General features: G+C 53.0%; 20 protein-coding genes and 1 pseudogene. 8 read left to right on the plus strand and 13 right to left on the minus strand.

Annotated elements, in window-relative coordinates; genetic code table 11:
• The first annotated feature begins 343 nt into the window (after positions 1-343).
• From pagP to IP582_RS08750, 5 genes and pseudogenes are all read left to right on the plus strand, one after another.
• The gene (gene pagP / locus IP582_RS08725; protein ID WP_071194651.1) at positions 344-919 is read left to right on the plus strand and encodes a lipid IV(A) palmitoyltransferase PagP; all 576 of its coding nucleotides are present in this window, start codon (positions 344-346) and stop codon (positions 917-919) included.
• A 254-nt stretch (positions 920-1,173) separates the two neighbouring features.
• Entirely contained in the window at positions 1,174-1,422 is a 249-nt protein-coding gene (locus IP582_RS08730) for a hypothetical protein (protein WP_039078641.1), read from the plus strand.
• A gap of 410 nt (positions 1,423-1,832) precedes the next feature.
• The gene (locus IP582_RS08735; protein WP_193796216.1) at positions 1,833-2,351 is read left to right on the plus strand and encodes a DedA family protein; all 519 of its coding nucleotides are present in this window, start codon (positions 1,833-1,835) and stop codon (positions 2,349-2,351) included.
• Positions 2,352-2,517: 166 nt separating this feature from the next.
• Complete coding sequence (locus IP582_RS08740; protein WP_193795676.1) at positions 2,518-2,742, plus strand: hypothetical protein; 225 nt, start codon at positions 2,518-2,520, stop codon at positions 2,740-2,742.
• A gap of 349 nt (positions 2,743-3,091) precedes the next feature.
• Positions 3,092-3,468, plus strand: a pseudogene (locus IP582_RS08750) (Exc2 family lipoprotein).
• A gap of 60 nt (positions 3,469-3,528) precedes the next feature.
• On the opposite strand, the gene IP582_RS08755 reads toward IP582_RS08750, so the two are convergent.
• Together IP582_RS08755 and IP582_RS08760 are read right to left on the minus strand one after the other, a co-directional pair.
• Positions 3,529-4,323, minus strand: coding sequence for an SDR family oxidoreductase (locus tag IP582_RS08755; protein ID WP_193795679.1), 795 nt, complete (start codon positions 4,321-4,323; stop codon positions 3,529-3,531).
• Between the two features lie 128 nt (positions 4,324-4,451).
• Entirely contained in the window at positions 4,452-4,913 is a 462-nt protein-coding gene (locus IP582_RS08760; protein ID WP_193795680.1) for a helix-turn-helix domain-containing protein, read from the minus strand.
• A gap of 152 nt (positions 4,914-5,065) precedes the next feature.
• On the opposite strand from IP582_RS08760, the gene agp reads away from it, so the two are divergent.
• Positions 5,066-6,307, plus strand: coding sequence for a bifunctional glucose-1-phosphatase/inositol phosphatase (agp, locus tag IP582_RS08765; protein ID WP_193795681.1), 1,242 nt, complete (start codon positions 5,066-5,068; stop codon positions 6,305-6,307).
• 33 nt (positions 6,308-6,340) lie between these two features.
• On the opposite strand, the gene IP582_RS08770 is transcribed toward agp, so the two are convergent.
• The 5 genes from IP582_RS08770 to IP582_RS25535 all read right to left on the minus strand — a co-directional run bounded on the left by IP582_RS08770 (position 6,341) and on the right by IP582_RS25535 (position 9,955).
• Positions 6,341-6,568 (minus strand): YccJ family protein, encoded by a 228-nt coding sequence (locus IP582_RS08770; protein ID WP_039078645.1) that lies wholly within the window; start codon positions 6,566-6,568, stop codon positions 6,341-6,343.
• Between the two features lie 20 nt (positions 6,569-6,588).
• The gene (wrbA, locus tag IP582_RS08775; RefSeq protein ID WP_039078646.1) at positions 6,589-7,185 is read right to left on the minus strand and encodes an NAD(P)H:quinone oxidoreductase; all 597 of its coding nucleotides are present in this window, start codon (positions 7,183-7,185) and stop codon (positions 6,589-6,591) included.
• 384 nt (positions 7,186-7,569) lie between these two features.
• Complete coding sequence (locus tag IP582_RS08780; RefSeq protein WP_193795682.1) at positions 7,570-8,448, minus strand: hypothetical protein; 879 nt, start codon at positions 8,446-8,448, stop codon at positions 7,570-7,572.
• Between the two features lie 183 nt (positions 8,449-8,631).
• Complete coding sequence (locus IP582_RS08785) at positions 8,632-9,135, minus strand: AP2 domain-containing protein (protein WP_193795683.1); 504 nt, start codon at positions 9,133-9,135, stop codon at positions 8,632-8,634.
• 247 nt (positions 9,136-9,382) lie between these two features.
• Complete coding sequence (locus IP582_RS25535; RefSeq protein WP_193795684.1) at positions 9,383-9,955, minus strand: hypothetical protein; 573 nt, start codon at positions 9,953-9,955, stop codon at positions 9,383-9,385.
• A gap of 760 nt (positions 9,956-10,715) precedes the next feature.
• On the opposite strand from IP582_RS25535, the gene IP582_RS08795 reads away from it, so the two are divergent.
• Together IP582_RS08795 and IP582_RS08800 are read left to right on the plus strand one after the other, a co-directional pair.
• Entirely contained in the window at positions 10,716-10,889 is a 174-nt protein-coding gene (locus IP582_RS08795) for a general stress protein (RefSeq protein WP_071845896.1), read from the plus strand.
• Between the two features lie 141 nt (positions 10,890-11,030).
• A complete protein-coding gene (locus IP582_RS08800; RefSeq protein ID WP_193795685.1) occupies positions 11,031-11,951 on the plus strand; it encodes a DMT family transporter in 921 nt (306 codons plus the stop codon).
• Here the strand turns inward: IP582_RS08800 and rutF are convergent, their stop codons facing one another.
• The 6 genes from rutF to rutA are packed head-to-tail and all read right to left on the minus strand — an operon-like array spanning position 11,952 to position 16,031.
• A complete protein-coding gene (gene rutF / locus IP582_RS08805; RefSeq protein ID WP_369944952.1) occupies positions 11,952-12,443 on the minus strand; it encodes a pyrimidine utilization flavin reductase protein F in 492 nt (163 codons plus the stop codon).
• Between the two features lie 9 nt (positions 12,444-12,452).
• Positions 12,453-13,043 carry a malonic semialdehyde reductase gene (locus tag IP582_RS08810; protein ID WP_193795686.1) on the minus strand — a complete coding sequence of 197 codons (591 nt, stop codon included), beginning with the start codon at positions 13,041-13,043 and terminating at the stop codon, positions 12,453-12,455.
• On the minus strand, positions 13,040-13,843 hold the full coding sequence (gene rutD / locus IP582_RS08815; protein WP_193795687.1) for a pyrimidine utilization protein D: 804 nt from the start codon (positions 13,841-13,843) through the stop codon (positions 13,040-13,042). Before rutD ends, IP582_RS08810 begins: the two co-directional genes overlap by 4 nt.
• Positions 13,844-13,850: 7 nt before the next feature.
• Positions 13,851-14,237, minus strand: a complete 387-nt coding sequence (gene rutC, locus IP582_RS08820) for a pyrimidine utilization protein C (protein WP_039078653.1) — start codon at positions 14,235-14,237, stop codon at positions 13,851-13,853.
• A 10-nt stretch (positions 14,238-14,247) separates the two neighbouring features.
• Positions 14,248-14,940, minus strand: coding sequence for a pyrimidine utilization protein B (gene rutB, locus IP582_RS08825; RefSeq protein ID WP_071194645.1), 693 nt, complete (start codon positions 14,938-14,940; stop codon positions 14,248-14,250).
• A complete protein-coding gene (rutA, locus tag IP582_RS08830) occupies positions 14,940-16,031 on the minus strand; it encodes a pyrimidine utilization protein A (RefSeq protein WP_039078775.1) in 1,092 nt (363 codons plus the stop codon). The genes rutB and rutA overlap by 1 nt, the downstream gene beginning before the upstream one ends.
• Positions 16,032-16,090: the final 59 nt, after the last annotated feature.

A 16,090-nucleotide genomic window follows, 5' to 3' on the forward strand; every position in this document is an offset into this window, starting at 1 on the left:
ATGGGTAGACGCTTGCCGTCTGCGGGAGTCGACTATAATTCCCGCTCTCAATATTGCATTGCCGCTTACACGCCGTTTAAAAATAGTTACAACATACTATTGTTTCAGGCTACCTCGCCATCCGTTGACCCCTTATCCGGGAAATGCCGTTTCTGCAGATGATTGCCGTCACGTTTGTTTAAAGATTACTACGCTTATTAAGAGTGATCTGCTTCTCAGGAAAGATTCAAAAATTTATGTTTTGTTTAATGTGGGGACAGTAGTGTTTACCACCATTAAATAAAGACCTGACAGTAGACAGTGACGTTTATTTCAGGATGGCAAATGTATTATGAGGTGATAGATGTTAAGGCTATTCATTGTGTGCTGGGCTATTGGGTGGGCAGCTTTCGTCCCGACTGATGCAGAGGCGGCCATTTATGGCGAACAGCGGATAGCGCAATGGTGGGACGGGTTTAAACAAGATGTGACCGAAACCTGGGACCATCCACAGAATTATGATCTCTATTTACCTTTTCTCACCTGGCATAACCGCTTCACCTACGACAAAGAAAAAACGGACCGCTATAACGAGAGGCCGTGGGGCGGCGGTTTTGGTGTGTCCCGCTATAACGCCGATGGAAACTGGAGCTCATTGTATGCCATGGCGTTTAAGGACTCCCACAACAAATGGGAACCCATTATCGGCTACGGCTGGGAAAAGGGCTGGTATCTGGATCAAAACCGTGATTTTCGTCTGGGGCTTGGTTTGACGGCAGCGGTGACCGCGCGACAAGATTTCGCCAATTATGTTCCTCTGCCTGTCGTACTGCCGCTGCTTTCTGCAAGTTATAAACAGGCCAGCGTGCAATTTACCTATATTCCAGGCACTTATAATAATGGAAATGTCCTCTTCGCCTGGTTCCGCTACGGTTTTTAACCGCAGGCAGATTACACAAAAGGATGAGAGTCGTGCATCTGATCACTGCAACTTGTGGGAGAAAGCGCCCGTGTTTATCGGTATGGCGATAAACACAGGCTTTGACGCATAACCGATTGCTGCGCAAATTTCGACACATTGTTGACGTTGCATTGCGCTATGGAATGTTATTTTATAACAGTTAATGGCGGTTGCGGGCTGCCGGCATGTAGCGACTTATCAAAATGACGTCTTCCTTTTGAGGGCAATACCCTATGAAAATCAGTCAGATTTTAGCGATTTCGTTGTCGGTTGTTTCTGGTAGTGCGATGGCGTTTCAGGCGAAAGATAAAGATCCCGCTGAATTTTCCCGCCAGCAGATCCGTGGGGCAGAATTTGCTATCTATGATCAGGCCATCACTACGCAGGGAATGCCTGGCTTAAGCCTGGGGAGTTGCGCTGCCACACCGGTGAGCGGCTGTAATTGCCCGTTCTGCACCATGTTGCGCAGCCAGCGCGTCTGAGCCTTTAAGGTGAATGCAGTTGGTTCAGGCGAGTCTGTCGCGTCTGAACCCTCAGCCTTAGGCTGTCGCAATACCCTTCCTGCCGGCGGCCGTTATCTTCAATACATACATGTGTGGAAATACCGTCATCGTCTCATTTTGCGAGAACTCATTCCCGCGCTTTTACTACACAGCACATTGCGTTAAGCGTAATAAAATCGAGCCCCCTGTATTGGCGAGGGCATCGCTAAAATGGGAATTATCACTGACAAAGTCTTGATTCGAGATTGCCTGTTTTACGCTTAGCGGTCTCTTTAAATCGCCAGAACCCTATCCCGCATCACCCGGTTTGTTGAGGTAATATTTAAGACATACCCTGTTCAATACGCTAAAAGGGAATGCCCGAAATGCTCACGGACGCCGTAATGAATATGGAGTGGTTGAACAGCCTGCTTGCCCATTTTGCATCGCACCCAATGCAGATGTTCGCGCTGCTGTTTATGGTGGCGTTTAGCAAATCCACGGTGCTCATCTCCACCGTGCTTCCCCCGGCGTCGGTGATGCTGGTCGCGGCGCTCTCCGCAAGCCACTTAAGTCTGCCGTCGATCATGGCGTGGCTGGCGGTCACCGCAGGGGCAACGCTCGGTTCGCTGGTGAGTTACCATCTGGGCTTACTGATGACCCATAGCGACCGTTTTCATCGCGTGATGTCCCGGCATGAGGAGACATTGCTGCGCGTTCGCAGCAAGTTACAGCGCAATGGCGCCGTGGTGCTGTTTACGTCCCGTTTTATCGCCTTGCTGCGCTATCTCGTTCCGCTTGCGGCTGGAATGCTGCGCCTGAATCCGGGCAAAGTTTATGGCATCTGCCTGTTTTCGTCTGCTATATGGGCCGCGCTGTTTGTTGGGGTAAGTGCAGGCGTTAGTCTGTTCCTGCCGCTACTGTTTTGATGCGACGCGAAAGAGGTCCCGCTCCGCTCAGATTTACAAACTGCCAGTGCCGCCATACCCATTGTTCTGTGCTGAGGAATCCCCGGTAATCTTACGTTTTACAGCGATAACGCCGCGTAATAAGAATAAAACCGTGACAGCGACGACAGGGTCCGGCTGAAAATCGATGAGGCGTTGGCGGCTGACCGGGGCCGCCCGCAGGGAAGCGGGCGGAGGGGATAGCCTGCAAGGACGCAGGCTGGTCCCCGACCCGAAAGTCAGCCGACATAAGCGTCATGGACCGCGTCAGCGGCGATTTTCCTGGCCGGGAGCCCGGGTCGCCAGGGGGGTGGCGGTGAGCCCCCCTGGCACGTTAACGGGTTCTGTCGCGACAGAAAAGCAACGAACATAAGGTGAACGGAATGACCATCAGAGCCGCATTTTCCCCCTCACCCTGACCCTCTCCCCAAAGAGGAGAGGGGACCGATCGTGATCGCATTTTTGTGGGGATTCCGCAGCCCCCGCATGACCAGACTGGCAACGTCACTTTTCAGCGCTCGTTGTGCTTCATGGCTGAGTCCCAGTTTCTTAAATGCGGACATTAGCTAAAACGCTGATTCGTGAATGCAGGACCGTCCATAAACGCCATCAATCATTTTTATCTTTATGCATAGTTCGATCAATACGTTACGCTTTGCTTCGATTAGACTGCTGTCAGGATTCATAAGGATACGATGATGAAAAAAATAACGTTGATGATCATGGCAGTCGCTCTTGCAGCATGCAGTACACAAACCTCTCCCGAACGTCATGCGCGACATTTTGCTTACAATGCATCGGAAACGATGAATGGCAACATGGTAACCGATAGGGGGGCATGGTTGCTCTCAACTTACCGAAGTTTCAGGATATTTATGCCCGGGGTATGGCAGACAGGCAAAAAGGGATAACTCCGGCGCAGGCTAATGCGGTTGCCGAGGCAACGCGTAAGCCTGGTCAGCAGCAAAATAAAGTGGAAAACCATTACACTCCGAATAAGCAGGATAAATGGACTGAAGATGCCGAGAGCAAAGAAGCTGTGCTTTGGTATAACGAACTGGCAGGCGCTTACCTTGATGGATACAACGGCGTGAAGTAACCGCGTCCTGCGTGAAGCGTTCGCCAGTGGCGGTTGCAACTGGCGAACCGGATTTCACGCTCAGACTATCGGGTAGCGAGAGGCGGGCGTACCGTTACGTGATGCGCTAAACAGCGCCAGACGCGCTTCTTCCCAACGCTGCCACAGCTCAAGGTCTTCTACGGGGGGAATGGTCACCAGTTCCCCCTGATCCAGGCCTGCCAGCGCCGCGTCCACCAGATTTTCGGTGGTCATTACCGACCCGGCGGGCAATGAGTCCAGCGTCACGCCGGAGTGTCCCCAAATTTCTGTCGCCGTCGCGGCAGGCAAAACTGCCTGAATACGCACTGCGCTTTCGGCAAACTCCTCCTGCAAGCCACGGGTGAAATTCAGCACCCAGGCTTTGGTGGCGCTGTATACGGCGCTACCTGCGCGGGCGTGAAAGGCCAGTACAGACGCGATGTTGATGATGGTTCCGCGGTTTTGTTCAACAAAGCGTGGCAGGGCCGCCAGCGTCAGGCGCATCAGCGCCGTGGTGTTGAGTGTATTGAGCGCTTCATGTGAATCGGCATCTGAGGAGAGAAACGGCGCGAGATTGGCGGCCCCGGCATTGTTCACCAGCAGCTCGATGGCGCTGTTTTGCCGTAACGTCTCTTCAACACGCTTAATGCCCTCTGTTTTGCTGAGGTCGGCAACCAGTGTCGTCACGCTGACGCCGTAGCGTTTTTCCAGCGTACTGGACAGCGCCTTCAGGCGGTCAGCGCGTCGTGCCACCAGCACCAAATCGTAATTGCGGGCCGCCAGTCTGTCGGCATAAACCGCACCAATGCCTGATGATGCGCCAGTGATAAGCGCGCTAATGCGTTGCGTAGCCATTCTCATACCTCGTTAAAACGAAAGTGGGATAAAAGGTTTTATAATGAAACCAAATCCAGCATGAGATATTTGGTTTTATAATGCAACCATTTAGCATGGCAAAATGTGCGATCCGGCGACGCGGGTTATTAACGCATTGATTTATCGATATCAGGATAGCGGGGCGCGATCTCGTCGGGTTGCAGGACGCGGCCATCTTCTGCCAGCAGTTGTAATTTTTGCAACGGCTGGCGGTGCCGGGCATCAACGAGCACCGTACCCTGCTCATCCCCGGCAAAAAGATGCTCATTGCCCCATTGCGACAGGGCAACCAGCACGGTTTGCAGAGCGCGGCCTTTTGCGGTCAACACATATTCCTGCCACGCGCTGCCATCGGAGGCAGGCTGCAATTGCAGGATATCTTCATCGACCAGCAACTTAAGGCGCGTGGTGAGCATATTTTTGGCGATACCCAGACTTTTTTGAAATTCGCCGAAGCGTGTCATGCCACGCAGCGCATCACGCACGATCAATAACGACCACCAGTCCCCAACCACATCCAGTGAACGGGCGACGGGGCAGGTGCTGGCTTCAAGACGGGTACGTTTCATATTCACTCTCCGGTTAATGGTTTTATTATAAAACTACTGAGCCCCGCGGGAAAGCGATGTTGTGGCAGGCCACTTCTGTGCCCTGATTCACTGCAAAGCGTTACAAATGTGTCACACTTTCTGTTCACCACTATCAGGATGAGGAAGTCAGGATGAAACAGTCTCTATGGACACTCGCGCTTGCCGCGCTGTTACCGTTCACCACAACCGCGCAGGCAGACACTGTTCCGCAGGGTTATCAGCTTGAACAAGTGCTGATTATGAGCCGCCATAACTTACGTGCGCCGTTGGCGAACAACGGTAGCGTGTTGGAACAATCCACCCCCAATAAGTGGCCGGAATGGGAAGTTCCGGGCGGGCAATTGACTACCAAAGGTGGCGTGCTTGAGGTCTATATGGGCCACTACATGCGTGAGTGGCTGGCCGGGCAAAAACTGGTGACCTCTGGCGAATGCCCGGCACCGGGAACCGTTTACGCCTATGCCAACAGCCTGCAACGTACGGTCGCGACCGCGCAATTCTTTATCACCGGCGCGTTTCCAGGGTGCGATATTCCTGTCCACCATCAGGAAAAAATGGGGGCGATGGACCCGACATTTAACCCGGTTATAACGGATGGATCCGCTGAGTTTGGCGAGCAGGCGATTAAAGCGATGGAGGCGCAACATCAGCACGATGCGCTGGGGGAAAGCTATAAATTGCTGGAAAAAATTGTCCGCTATGACCAGTCACCTTCTTGTAAAGAGAAGCAGAACTGTTCACTGGCGACGGCCACCGATACCTTTAGCGCGTCGGTACAACAGGAGCCTGGGGTGTCCGGGCCGCTGAAAATCGGCAATTCACTGGTAGATGCTTTCACGTTGCAGTATTACGAAGGCTTTCCGTTGGATCAGGTCGCGTGGGGCGAGATCAAAACCGAGCAGCAATGGCGTTTGCTCTCGAAGATCAAAAATAGCTATCAGGATGCCCTGTTTACGTCACCTGATGTGGCGCGCAATGTGGCGAAACCACTGGTGAAATACATCGATAAAGCGCTAGTGACCGATGCGGCAAATACGCCGAAAGTGACCGTGCTGGTCGGCCATGATTCCAACATCGCATCGCTGCTGACCGCGCTTGATTTTGCGCCATATCAGCTTCATGACCAGTATGAACGCACACCGATTGGCGGCAAGATCGTCTTCCAGCGCTGGTATGACAGCGAGCGCAAACGCGAGTTGATGAAAATCGAGTATGTCTACCAGAGCAGCATCCAGTTGCGTAATGCGGAGGTGCTGACCCTGAAAGACCCGGCGCAACGCGTGACGCTATCGCTGAAAGGCTGTCCGATTGACCGTGAGGGATTTTGTCCGCTGGAGAAATTCAATGCGGTTGTGAACGCAGCGGCGAAATAAAAGAATCCCCCGCCCAGGCGGGGGAGAGTCTTATCAAACGTTTTGACGCTCAATCGTTTGTTCACCCCAGAAGAGCGAATCTTTGTCGGTTTTTTCGAAGGCGCGAATCAGAACCTCATCGCTGCCTTCTTCCCAAATTTTTTCGGCCAGCGCCTCGTCGTAACCTGCAACCTCGAAGATCGCTTCGGCAATTTCCGGTGAGGTGTTGCGTAAGCTGGCCCATTCCCCAACGTGATGGGCTTTTGTATCTTGATTAGGCATTCATCTCCTCCTGTGGAAGCTTAGCCGTTCAGTTTGACTGCCAGACCGGCAACATATTCACCCTGGTAACGGGCAATCGCCAGTTCTTCGGGACTTGGCTGACGCGAACCGTCGCCCCCGGCGATGGTCGTTGCGCCGTAGGGAGTGCCACCGTGTACCTGAGAAACATCAAACAGCTCTTGCGCAGCGTAACCGATGGGCACAATGACCATGCCATGATGTGCAAGCGTAGTCCATGTGGAGGAAATGGTGTGCTCCTGGCCGCCGCCGGTTCCTGTAGAGCTAAAGACGCTGGCCAGTTTGCCGTAAAGCGCGCCGGAGGCCCACAGCCCGCCCGTCTGGTCAAGGAAAGTGCGCATCTGGCCGGACATATTGCCAAAGCGGGTCGGGGTACCAAAGATAATGGCGTCGTACTCGGCCAGCTCCTGCGGTGTGGCGACTGGCGCATTCTGTGTTTTCCCGCCAGCTTTCAAAAACAGTTCTGCGGGCATGGTTTCGGGTACACGCTTGATAACCACCTCTGCGCCTGACACTTTCTCCGCACCTTCTGCTATTGCATGGGCCATGGTTTCGATGTGTCCATACATGGAATAATAAAGCACCAGCACTTTAGCCATTTTCATCACTCCTCGTTTCGATGTTACCAGACGGCATTTTGCCGCGTTCACTTAAGCGTATGCCCTGGTGGGCAGAGTGCAAATTTGAACGTCGTTTCCTTGATTGATAACAAGTTGCCCATGGGCGGGTAGAGGTTGCGGTTAACGGCATTTCAAGCGCCGCACTCTTTTGTTGCCGATGCTGCCCCCGGAAATAAAAAAGCCCCAACACCGGGGGATGAAGGGGCGAACATAATGTCAAGTTGGTTTACTTACCGCCACCGCGCAGGTTTCCCACCTTTGCGGTTTCGATGTGTCAATTCTATTTAAAGTGTTTATTAAGTCAATTAACTATCACTTATTTGTAATTGTAAAGTCATTCATAGAGTCTTTTTGATGCCTTTTTTACTGCTTAGGCATCTGAAATTCGAACTTGTCTAAGGTGAGATCGCCTGCTTTCTGAATCGCTTGTGAAAGCTCGGCATAGAATTTTTCGAGACCGTACTCTTTGATTTGCAATAAGGTGGTTTGAATGGGGGCGCAAAAAACGTCAGCATGACCAGCCGCAACTTTTTTATTGTTCGGCGGTAACTCACCCGTAATCGCTTTAAACCAGGTTCTTGTTGCGCCTTTAAGCGGCGTCGGCGCTTTACTGATGTCATCCTGGCCGATTAACACCTGCATGGTCGGGAATTGATTAGCGAGGACGGCATCCGAGAGATGTGAAAAGAACTGGCTGAACATTTCAAAAGAATTAAGGTCATGCACTTTTGGCTGAGTCGATAACCTGTTTTTATTGCCGATTCTACTTGCGGGGGGTTGAGTGTTAACGGCCGGCGTTCTGGTGTTAATGGTATCCAGTTGGAGATTAAACAGCAAATCACAGTGAACTCTTCGCTCGTTGACATCGGTAAATCTTTCGAGGAACTCTTTAATAAACTGCACAATCGTCTGGTCGTGCATTTCTTTGTTTTTAAGCCATGTTTCACGCATAAATTCACCTGGCTCCGGGTACCAGTCAGGTGTTTTAGTGAGAGGGGGCTTAATCTTGCCTTTGCCATCAAATTCGATGAACTCTTTACCATCACCAAACGCAAAACAGCAGTTTTTGAAATCGGGCATTAACTGACCATCGCGAAAAGCAATGGCGCCTTTAATCCAGTGAACCAACTCAGGGGTGATTGAGTAGGTTGTCTCTTTTGAATCACGCAAAACATGACTAAGATCGGCTGGAGTTTTTAAGCCTGGGTCAATACCCGAAATTTCAAGAAAGATGTGTGCCATTTTATAAGTTCCTTGTAGGTTTACCAGGCCACTATAACAAAGATGTTACTTTTCGACCAGTGAAGGGTAAGCCTGGAAATTGTGAAAAAAGATTACGCCTCGTTTTCCACAAAAAAGTGATGGACCAAGATTAACGAAAGTCATCACAATGGAACTCAAACAAACGTCTTTTCATTACACCTTTTACTGACACGTTTGGCTGGCGGCTTCGTTGTAAGCGTTGGCTGCTTCCTCAATGGTGTCAAAGGTGCCCAGCGCTTTTAATTTGCCATTAACCTGAATATGCGCCCGAAAGCGAGAACCTCGCTGAGTTACCCCTTTCACACCTAATTTGTTTCTTTTGCGATGCTGGCGGTAAGCCTGACTGGCTGCGCCAGTAGACTCGCGCAGATTGGCTATCCGGTTATCTCTTTCGCCACGCTCATTTAATATTGCACAACAGTGGTCAATCAAATCAGGTAATACGCCTTTCTCCAGCCACCATATCAGGCGATGCGTGCGATAAAGGTTCTTCTGGAATCGAAAGCGTCGATAGCCGTTATGTACCAATACGCCTATTTCATTGCCGATTTTTACACGCTTACCCGGGCTGACGGCCCAAAATACGCGGCCTTGTTCAGCATCGTATCGGATTAGCGGTTTGAGTTTAATGAAGGCTGCAATCTCATTCGCGATTTTCTGTTTCACACATTCATCCCTGTTAGCAGACATCTTAAAGTCAGGATAACCAGCTCAGAACAACCAATATGGCGATGATGACGCAAAAGGCTTTAAACGTCTTACGTGACTCGGCGTAAGCGGGGTTCGTCACTGTAGTTCTGGTTTCGCCGCGCATTCTTCAATACTCTGAATGGATAAATGTCGGTTAATTTTTTTGCGCATTCCGACAAGTAAAAAGGCTGCAAAAAAGCAGCCTCCAGGAGCGGGGAACGATTTAATGCAAATATCCCTGAACCACACGATTTTTCAGAAGGGCAACCTTACCCGATTTGTACAACACCACCTGATAAAACCCCTGAGAATAAACATCACTTGTTTCGGCATGTTCATCCCATGCCGCGGGTTTATCATCAATATAAACTTGCTGACCATCGATCCTGACGGTGACCCCATATCCTTTAACGGTCCGAGTCGCAGGTGCGGTATTGATATGGCAGTTGGGGATCTGTTTTTGCTGACCGGGGGTGAGGGCTATGTCTGCGTCGATAAAACGCCGCAGATCGTCGCAGGAAATAGTGTCCCGGTTTTTATGTGCCGCCTGGGCGAATTGCGTTGGATCATGATGATGTTTATATCCCGCAGCCGGTTCGACAGGGTAGAGCGCCTGAGCATTACGCATCGCCTGCGCTTGCGCCTGGGCGTTGATACCGTTTTGACGGTTCTGTTCAGCGACATAGCATGCATCGCGTGAAATGCCCTGGGCCTCGCAATCATTCATACGTTGCGCAGCGCTTGTGCATCCAGCCAGAAAGGCCACCGGAACAAGTAAAAATAACTTTTTATTCATTATAATCAATAATCTTGCTAATCATATTAAAGGGTGGCGGTGTTCATTTTTGTGTTGCGATATCCGCCAGGGCTTTGTCGCAGCACTATTACGGAGTGCCTGCGCCTGTAATGGTTTGGCATGCGCAACGTCCAGTTCTGGTGCCGCGAAAACAGTCAGCGAAATGGCGCTTATCGGCAGTTAAATGTTTGCTCATGAGAAAGCAGTTTTACGTTTTTAAAGTCATCAATATGTCTTCTGATGGGGTGTATTCTAGTCTTTGTCTTTCTTTGGTCAAGTCTTTTTGTTGATTGTTTATGTTACTATATTAAGTCTTGGTCAAGACAGTGATTTTAAAGGTGTGGCGAATCTGCAATATCACCTGACCGTTTGCTGTCGGTACCATTCTCTGGATGGCTGAACAGTATCGGTTGGCGTGGCATTGCGTTTATATCTGCGGGAGACAGCGGTGGGGATGTATATCGTTGATTATTATCACATTAATTAAATGTGCTTTGTCTGTTGCAATTTGACACATTTTAAACGCAGCCGTTTTTTTAAAGCATAAGAGCGGCTTATCATTGTGCTGCTCAAAAAATCAACGATTTGCCCGGTTTCCTGTTGCAGGATATTACGATTCACTGGCTGATTAACCTCGCTCTACTAAGCTTAATTTCACGTGGCGAAGACATCGGTACATTGGTGTCGCCGCGCGGTGAAAGAATCCTCTTTTACTGAATGCAGTATGATGTCTAATGTTTCACACAACCGGAGGTCAGAAATGGCAAACCATCGTGGTGGTTCAGGTAATTTCGCTGAAGACCGTGAAAGAGCATCAGAAGCAGGTCGTAAAGGTGGCCAGCATAGTGGGGGTAATTTTAAAAATGACCCACAACGTGCCTCGGAAGCTGGTAAGAAAGGGGGCAAAAGCAGTCACGGTAGCCGCAGCAGCTAGTACTCAGGTGTTGTGGTAACGGTTAATCCTTATGACCGTCGCCGTCTGCTCGCCGCCGGGTTTTGCCCGGCGGTTTTTTTTGAGTTGAAGAAACAGGCCGCAGGTCGCAAACTAGGCGGTTTCCGTTAACCGGGTTGTAACATGCGTACCTCGCGATTCCAGTTCTCCGTTAAACCTCAGGAAGCGCTCCTGATCCTCATCACCATGTTCTGGGGTGGGACATTCCTTGCTGTGCAATATGCGGTCACAATGAGCGGCCCGTTCTTTTTTGTCGGCCTGCGTTTCGCGACGGCCGCGCTGGCGGTGGCGTTACTCTCCTTTAATGTCCTCAAAGGTATCACCTGGCTTGAAGTTAAGGCCGGTGTCGCCATCGGTGTGGCGATTGCGCTGGGCTACAGCCTGCAAACCTGGGGGCTACAGTCTATTCCCAGCAGTAAATCGGCGTTTATTACCGCCATGTACGTCCCGCTGGTGCCGTTGTTGCAGTGGTTATGTCTGGGACGTATACCGGGGCTGATGTCCTGCATTGGCATTCTGCTCGCTTTTATTGGTCTGATTTTGTTGGCCGGGCCGGATGGCAACATGCTGGCGTTGGGAAAAGGCGAAATCATTACGCTGGTGGGCGCGGTGGCGATTGCCGCTGAGATCATTTTGATTAGCGCCTGGGCCGGGAAGGTGGATGTGCGTCGCGTCACCGTTGTGCAACTGCTGACAGCTTCGCTGGTGGCGTTCGCAGCCATGGCGCCGGCCGGAGAATCCCTTCCGGATATCTCGCCAACGCTACTGGGGCTGGCAGCGGGGCTGGGCATTTTCAGCGCGATTATCCAGGTCACCATGAACTGGGCACAGCGCAGCGTCTCGCCGACCCGCGCTACGGTTATCTATACCGGGGAACCGGTGTGGGCGGGTATATTTGGCCGTATGGCGGGAGAACGCTTGCCGCTGCTGGCTATTCTGGGGGGCGTGTTTATTGTTGTCGGCGTGTTAGTCAGCGAACTGAAATTAAAAAAGAAAACGGCGCCGATGAAAGCGCCGGAAACGACGGCTGAACCGGAGTCCTGATCAGCAGGCCGGGCGCATCAGCGTGTGGTAATGACGATTAAACCACACCAGGCCCTCCGGGGCAGGGTGGTGGATGATAGCTTTAATCTCGCAAAAAAGAATATCGTGCGTCCCCACACTCACCACCTGATTGATATGGCAGTCAAATGAGGCCAGCGCCCCCTCCAGCCGTGGGCAGCCCGTTTCACCGGTTTGCCATTGCGCTGCGGCAAAGCGCTCCGCCATCGCCGTCTTCCCGCCAAATAAGTTCGACAGTCCCTCCTGACCTGCTGCCAGCGTATTTACGCACAGCGCCCGGTTATGATTAAACACCGGCCAGACCGATGCCGCGCGATTCAGGCAGACCAGAAGCGTAGGCGGTGAATCGGTGACGCTGCACACGGCACTGGCGGTAAACCCCGCCTGGCCGGCTTCGCCATCGGTGGTGATAATATTGACCGCTGCCCCTACACAGGCCATGGCGTCGCGGAATGTCTGTTGATTAATCGCCATCATCACCTCTCAAATAAGCTGGCAAGCGTCGTTGAACGCCAGTCGCGGCAGGCGGCCATACAGCTTGCTGGCATCGCCATAGCCAATATTGACCAGCAGATTACTGCGCCAGGAGGTATCGCTGAAAAATGTCTTATCCACCAGCGCGCGGTCGAAGCCGGACATCGGCCCGGTATCCAGCCCTAAGGCCCGACAGGCAGCGATAAGATAAGCGGCCTGCATGCTGCTGTTACGAAACGCGGTCTCTTCTGCCAGTTGCGGGCTTGACGTAAACCAGCTTCGCGCGTCGCCATGAGGAAAGAGTTCCGGCAGTCGCTCATAGAATTCGGCGTCCCAGGCGACAATTGCGGTCACGGGCGCGCTGAGCGTTTTGGCCAGATTTCCACTCGATAATGCCGGACGCAGCCGCTCTTTGCCTTCCTCGCTGCGGATAAACACAAAACGTGCCGGGCTACAGTTGGCTGACGTCGGTCCCATTTTGACCAGTTCATAAATCCCGGCGAGTGTCGCATCGCTTACCGGTCTGTCCTGCCAGCCGTTGTGGGTGCGGGCGTCATAAAACAGGGTATTCAGCGCGCTTTGGCTCACGGCTTCACTCATAACAACTCCTTTTCGGCAATGGGCAGTAAGGTTTCCAGCCCGCTGAGTAACAGGGTATTAAAGGCGTCACTGTCGGTGACATTACAGGCGTGCCCACCGCGCTCCATCAGCCGGATTTCACTATGGGGTAACGCGTTGTGCAGCGTTTGCGAACAGGTCCAGGGCACCAGCAGATCGTCCCGTGAACAGATAATCAATACAGGGCAGCGGATCTGCGCTGCCGTGGCGCTAAAATCGGCGCGTTTCAGGGCGTTCAGGCGCCGTAGCAGGTTATGCTCGCCCTGAAAATGGGCGAGGGCGAGGGCTTCCTCCGCCTCCATGCGCGGCGCGTGCTCCTCCAGCCAGTCAGCGGGGTAGAGAAACAGCGGCTGCGCCTCAATCCATGCCTGTGCGCCGCCGGCCTGCAATAAGCGCTCGCGGACGTGGAAACAGCGGCGGGTGTGATCGCTCAGTTGTAGCCAGCCATTGACCAGGACCAGCGCGCTAATGCTATGCGGGTAATCCTGTGCCATTTGTAACCCGACCAGTGCTCCCAGCGCGTGGCCAACCACGCAAAAACGGTCAATGCCCGCCAGTTGCAGGGCGCTCAGCAGTTCTGCGGCCATATCGGCGATACGGTAGCCATCCGGCAGTGTCGCCGGGTTATTGCCGGTGCCGCATTGATCGTAGCTGACCACCTGATACCGGGTTTGCAGGGCCGCCGTTTGCGCCAGCCAGTAGCTGGCATTGCCGCCAAGTCCGGCAATCAACACCACCACGGGTGCGCCCGCAAAGGGCGGTTCACTGAGGATCAGTTTCATGCAAACCTCACTTTGCGATATGCGCGACGGTGGCGATTTCGACCAGTGCCTCCGGCTTGACCAACCCGCACTGGATACAAAAACGGGCGGGTTTATCGCCGGGGAAGAACTCCGCATAAACTTCATTAATCGCGGCGTAATTTTTCCAGTCGGTGATAAAAATACTGTTGAACGTCACGTCCTCCATCGAGCCGCCCGCCGTTTCGATAACGGTGCGGATCGTCTCCAGCACGTGACGGGTTTGCGCCTTTGGGTCGCCGGGGTAGACCACATTATTTTGCTTATCAAAGGGTAGCGTCCCGGAGACATAGACCACGCCATCTGCCAGCGTACCTGGCACAAACGGCGCAATCGGGGTGGTGGTTCCGGGAGGAATAATGACCTGTTTTGGCATGGTGTTCTCCTTAAGCAATTTTGACCCGAGGCTGAGGGGAAAGGGCGTTGCAGAATGTCCCGACATCGCTGACCCAGCCAAAGAACGTTTCGATGTTAAAAAGCGCGGCCTGTTGTGCGAAAGCGGGGCCAGCCTGGTGGGTGGCGTCTTCCAGAACCACGCCGAAATATTCGAGGAAAAAGCCGTCGCGCAGTGTCGACTCCACGCAAACATTGGTGGCTATACCGGTAAACACCAGATGGCGGATGCCACGGCTGCGCAAAATGCTGTCCAGCGGGGTGTTGAAAAAGCCGCTGTAGCGGGGCTTCGGCAGCACAATATCGCCGTCCTGCGGCACCAGCTCATCCACTAACTGGTAATCCCAACCGCCTTTCGCCAGCAGTTTGCCCTGTAACTCAGGACGTTTGCGCATGGTCTTAAGCGCGTTGGACTTGTGCCAGTTCGGCGAGCCCGGACCGCCGGCTTCCACATACTGCTCATCCCAGCCATTCTGAAACCAGATAATGAGCATGCCCGCTTCGCGCGCGGCGGCAACGGCGGTCTGAATCTTCTCTATCACCGGCGCGGTGGCGGAGACATCAAACCCCGCCAGGTCGAGGTATCCCCCTTTTGTGGCATAGGCGTTTTGCATATCTACCACAATCAGCGCGCTCTGCGCCGGGTCGAAGCGCAGCGAATCGGGACGGGCGTCAAGCGTTATCATCAGGCGACCTCACGGGTAGGGGCAGGGATCTGGCTGCGGCAGTTCATCAGTGGCTGGATACGCTCACCGAAGGCCTCAATGCCAGTCAGAAAATCATCAAATGTCAGCAGCACGCCATCGGTACCGGGAACAGTTGCCACCTCATCAAGCAGACGCGCGACGGTGGCATACGAGCCAACCAGCGTCCCCATATTGATATTGACGGCGGAGGTGGGATCGGCCATCTGGCGCACGTTGGTATCGCTGCCGGAGCGGGTATCTTTCTGGCTTTGCTCGGTCAGCCACGCCAGCGCTTCGTCATCAGCCCCTGCCTTGTAGTGTTCCCATTTAGCGCGTGCGGCTTCATCGGTTTCATCGGCGATAACCATAAACAGCACGTACGAGCCCACGTCGCGTCCGGTTTTTTGTGCCGCCTCGCGCATCCTTTCAGCGGTAGGCGCAAATGCCGTTGGGGTGTTGACCCCTTTGCCAAAGCAGAAGTTGTAATCAGCGTATTGCGCTGAAAACGCCATCCCGGCATCGCTTTGCCCGGCGCAAATCACTTTCATGGGTTGCGACGGCTGCGGGCTGACGCGACAGTCATTCATGGTGAAAAACTCACCTTTGAAATCGCTTTTCCCGGTGCCCCATAAATCGCGCAGTACCTGGACATATTCGGTCAGGTAGTCATAACGGCGTGAAAAGTACTCATCGCCGGGCCAGATGCCCATCTGGTCGTATTCCGGCTTTTGCCAGCCGGTGACCAGGTTGACGCCGAAACGACCGCCGGAAATGGAGTCGATGGTGGAGGCCATGCGCGCCACGATGGCGGGCGGCAGCGTTAAGGTAGCGGCGGTGGCGTAGATCTGAATCCGCGATGTCACCGCAGCCAGTCCGGCCATCAGGGTGAAGGATTCCAGATTGTGATCCCAGAATTCTGTTTTGCCGCCAAAACCCCGCAGCTTGATCATCGACAGAGCAAAGTCGAAGTGATAATGCTCGGCCTTTTGCACAATCGCCTTATTGAGTTCAAAGGTCGGTTTGTATTGCGGCGCATGGGTGGAAATCAGCCAGCCGTTGTTGCCAATCGGAACGAAAACACCAATTTTCATCTCGTACCTCGCGTTGTCGGTTGAACGTCGGGCGTGGCGTTGCATCCTGCACTCTCCTG

The sequence above is a fragment of the Citrobacter sp. BDA59-3 genome (assembly GCF_015167655.1).
Classification (GTDB): domain Bacteria; phylum Pseudomonadota; class Gammaproteobacteria; order Enterobacterales; family Enterobacteriaceae; genus Phytobacter; species Phytobacter diazotrophicus.

Coding starts and splice junctions, on each gene's coding strand:
- wrbA (WP_039078646.1), bottom strand. CDS start 7,185: ATGGCTAAAGTGCTGGTGCTTTATTATTCCATGTATGGACACATCGAA.
- IP582_RS08755 (WP_193795679.1), bottom strand. CDS start 4,323: ATGGCTACGCAACGCATTAGCGCGCTTATCACTGGCGCATCATCAGGC.
- IP582_RS08795 (WP_071845896.1), top strand. CDS start 10,716: ATGGCAAACCATCGTGGTGGTTCAGGTAATTTCGCTGAAGACCGTGAA.
- pagP (WP_071194651.1), top strand. CDS start 344: ATGTTAAGGCTATTCATTGTGTGCTGGGCTATTGGGTGGGCAGCTTTC.
- agp (WP_193795681.1), top strand. CDS start 5,066: ATGAAACAGTCTCTATGGACACTCGCGCTTGCCGCGCTGTTACCGTTC.
- rutC (WP_039078653.1), bottom strand. CDS start 14,237: ATGCCAAAACAGGTCATTATTCCTCCCGGAACCACCACCCCGATTGCG.
- rutD (WP_193795687.1), bottom strand. CDS start 13,843: ATGAAACTGATCCTCAGTGAACCGCCCTTTGCGGGCGCACCCGTGGTG.
- IP582_RS08760 (WP_193795680.1), bottom strand. CDS start 4,913: ATGAAACGTACCCGTCTTGAAGCCAGCACCTGCCCCGTCGCCCGTTCA.
- rutF (WP_369944952.1), bottom strand. CDS start 12,443: ATGGCGATTAATCAACAGACATTCCGCGACGCCATGGCCTGTGTAGGG.
- IP582_RS08810 (WP_193795686.1), bottom strand. CDS start 13,043: ATGAGTGAAGCCGTGAGCCAAAGCGCGCTGAATACCCTGTTTTATGAC.
- rutA (WP_039078775.1), bottom strand. CDS start 16,031: ATGAAAATTGGTGTTTTCGTTCCGATTGGCAACAACGGCTGGCTGATT.
- IP582_RS25535 (WP_193795684.1), bottom strand. CDS start 9,955: ATGAATAAAAAGTTATTTTTACTTGTTCCGGTGGCCTTTCTGGCTGGA.
- IP582_RS08780 (WP_193795682.1), bottom strand. CDS start 8,448: ATGGCACACATCTTTCTTGAAATTTCGGGTATTGACCCAGGCTTAAAA.
- IP582_RS08730 (WP_039078641.1), top strand. CDS start 1,174: ATGAAAATCAGTCAGATTTTAGCGATTTCGTTGTCGGTTGTTTCTGGT.
- IP582_RS08770 (WP_039078645.1), bottom strand. CDS start 6,568: ATGCCTAATCAAGATACAAAAGCCCATCACGTTGGGGAATGGGCCAGC.
- IP582_RS08735 (WP_193796216.1), top strand. CDS start 1,833: ATGGAGTGGTTGAACAGCCTGCTTGCCCATTTTGCATCGCACCCAATG.
- IP582_RS08800 (WP_193795685.1), top strand. CDS start 11,031: ATGCGTACCTCGCGATTCCAGTTCTCCGTTAAACCTCAGGAAGCGCTC.
- IP582_RS08740 (WP_193795676.1), top strand. CDS start 2,518: ATGAGGCGTTGGCGGCTGACCGGGGCCGCCCGCAGGGAAGCGGGCGGA.
- rutB (WP_071194645.1), bottom strand. CDS start 14,940: ATGATAACGCTTGACGCCCGTCCCGATTCGCTGCGCTTCGACCCGGCG.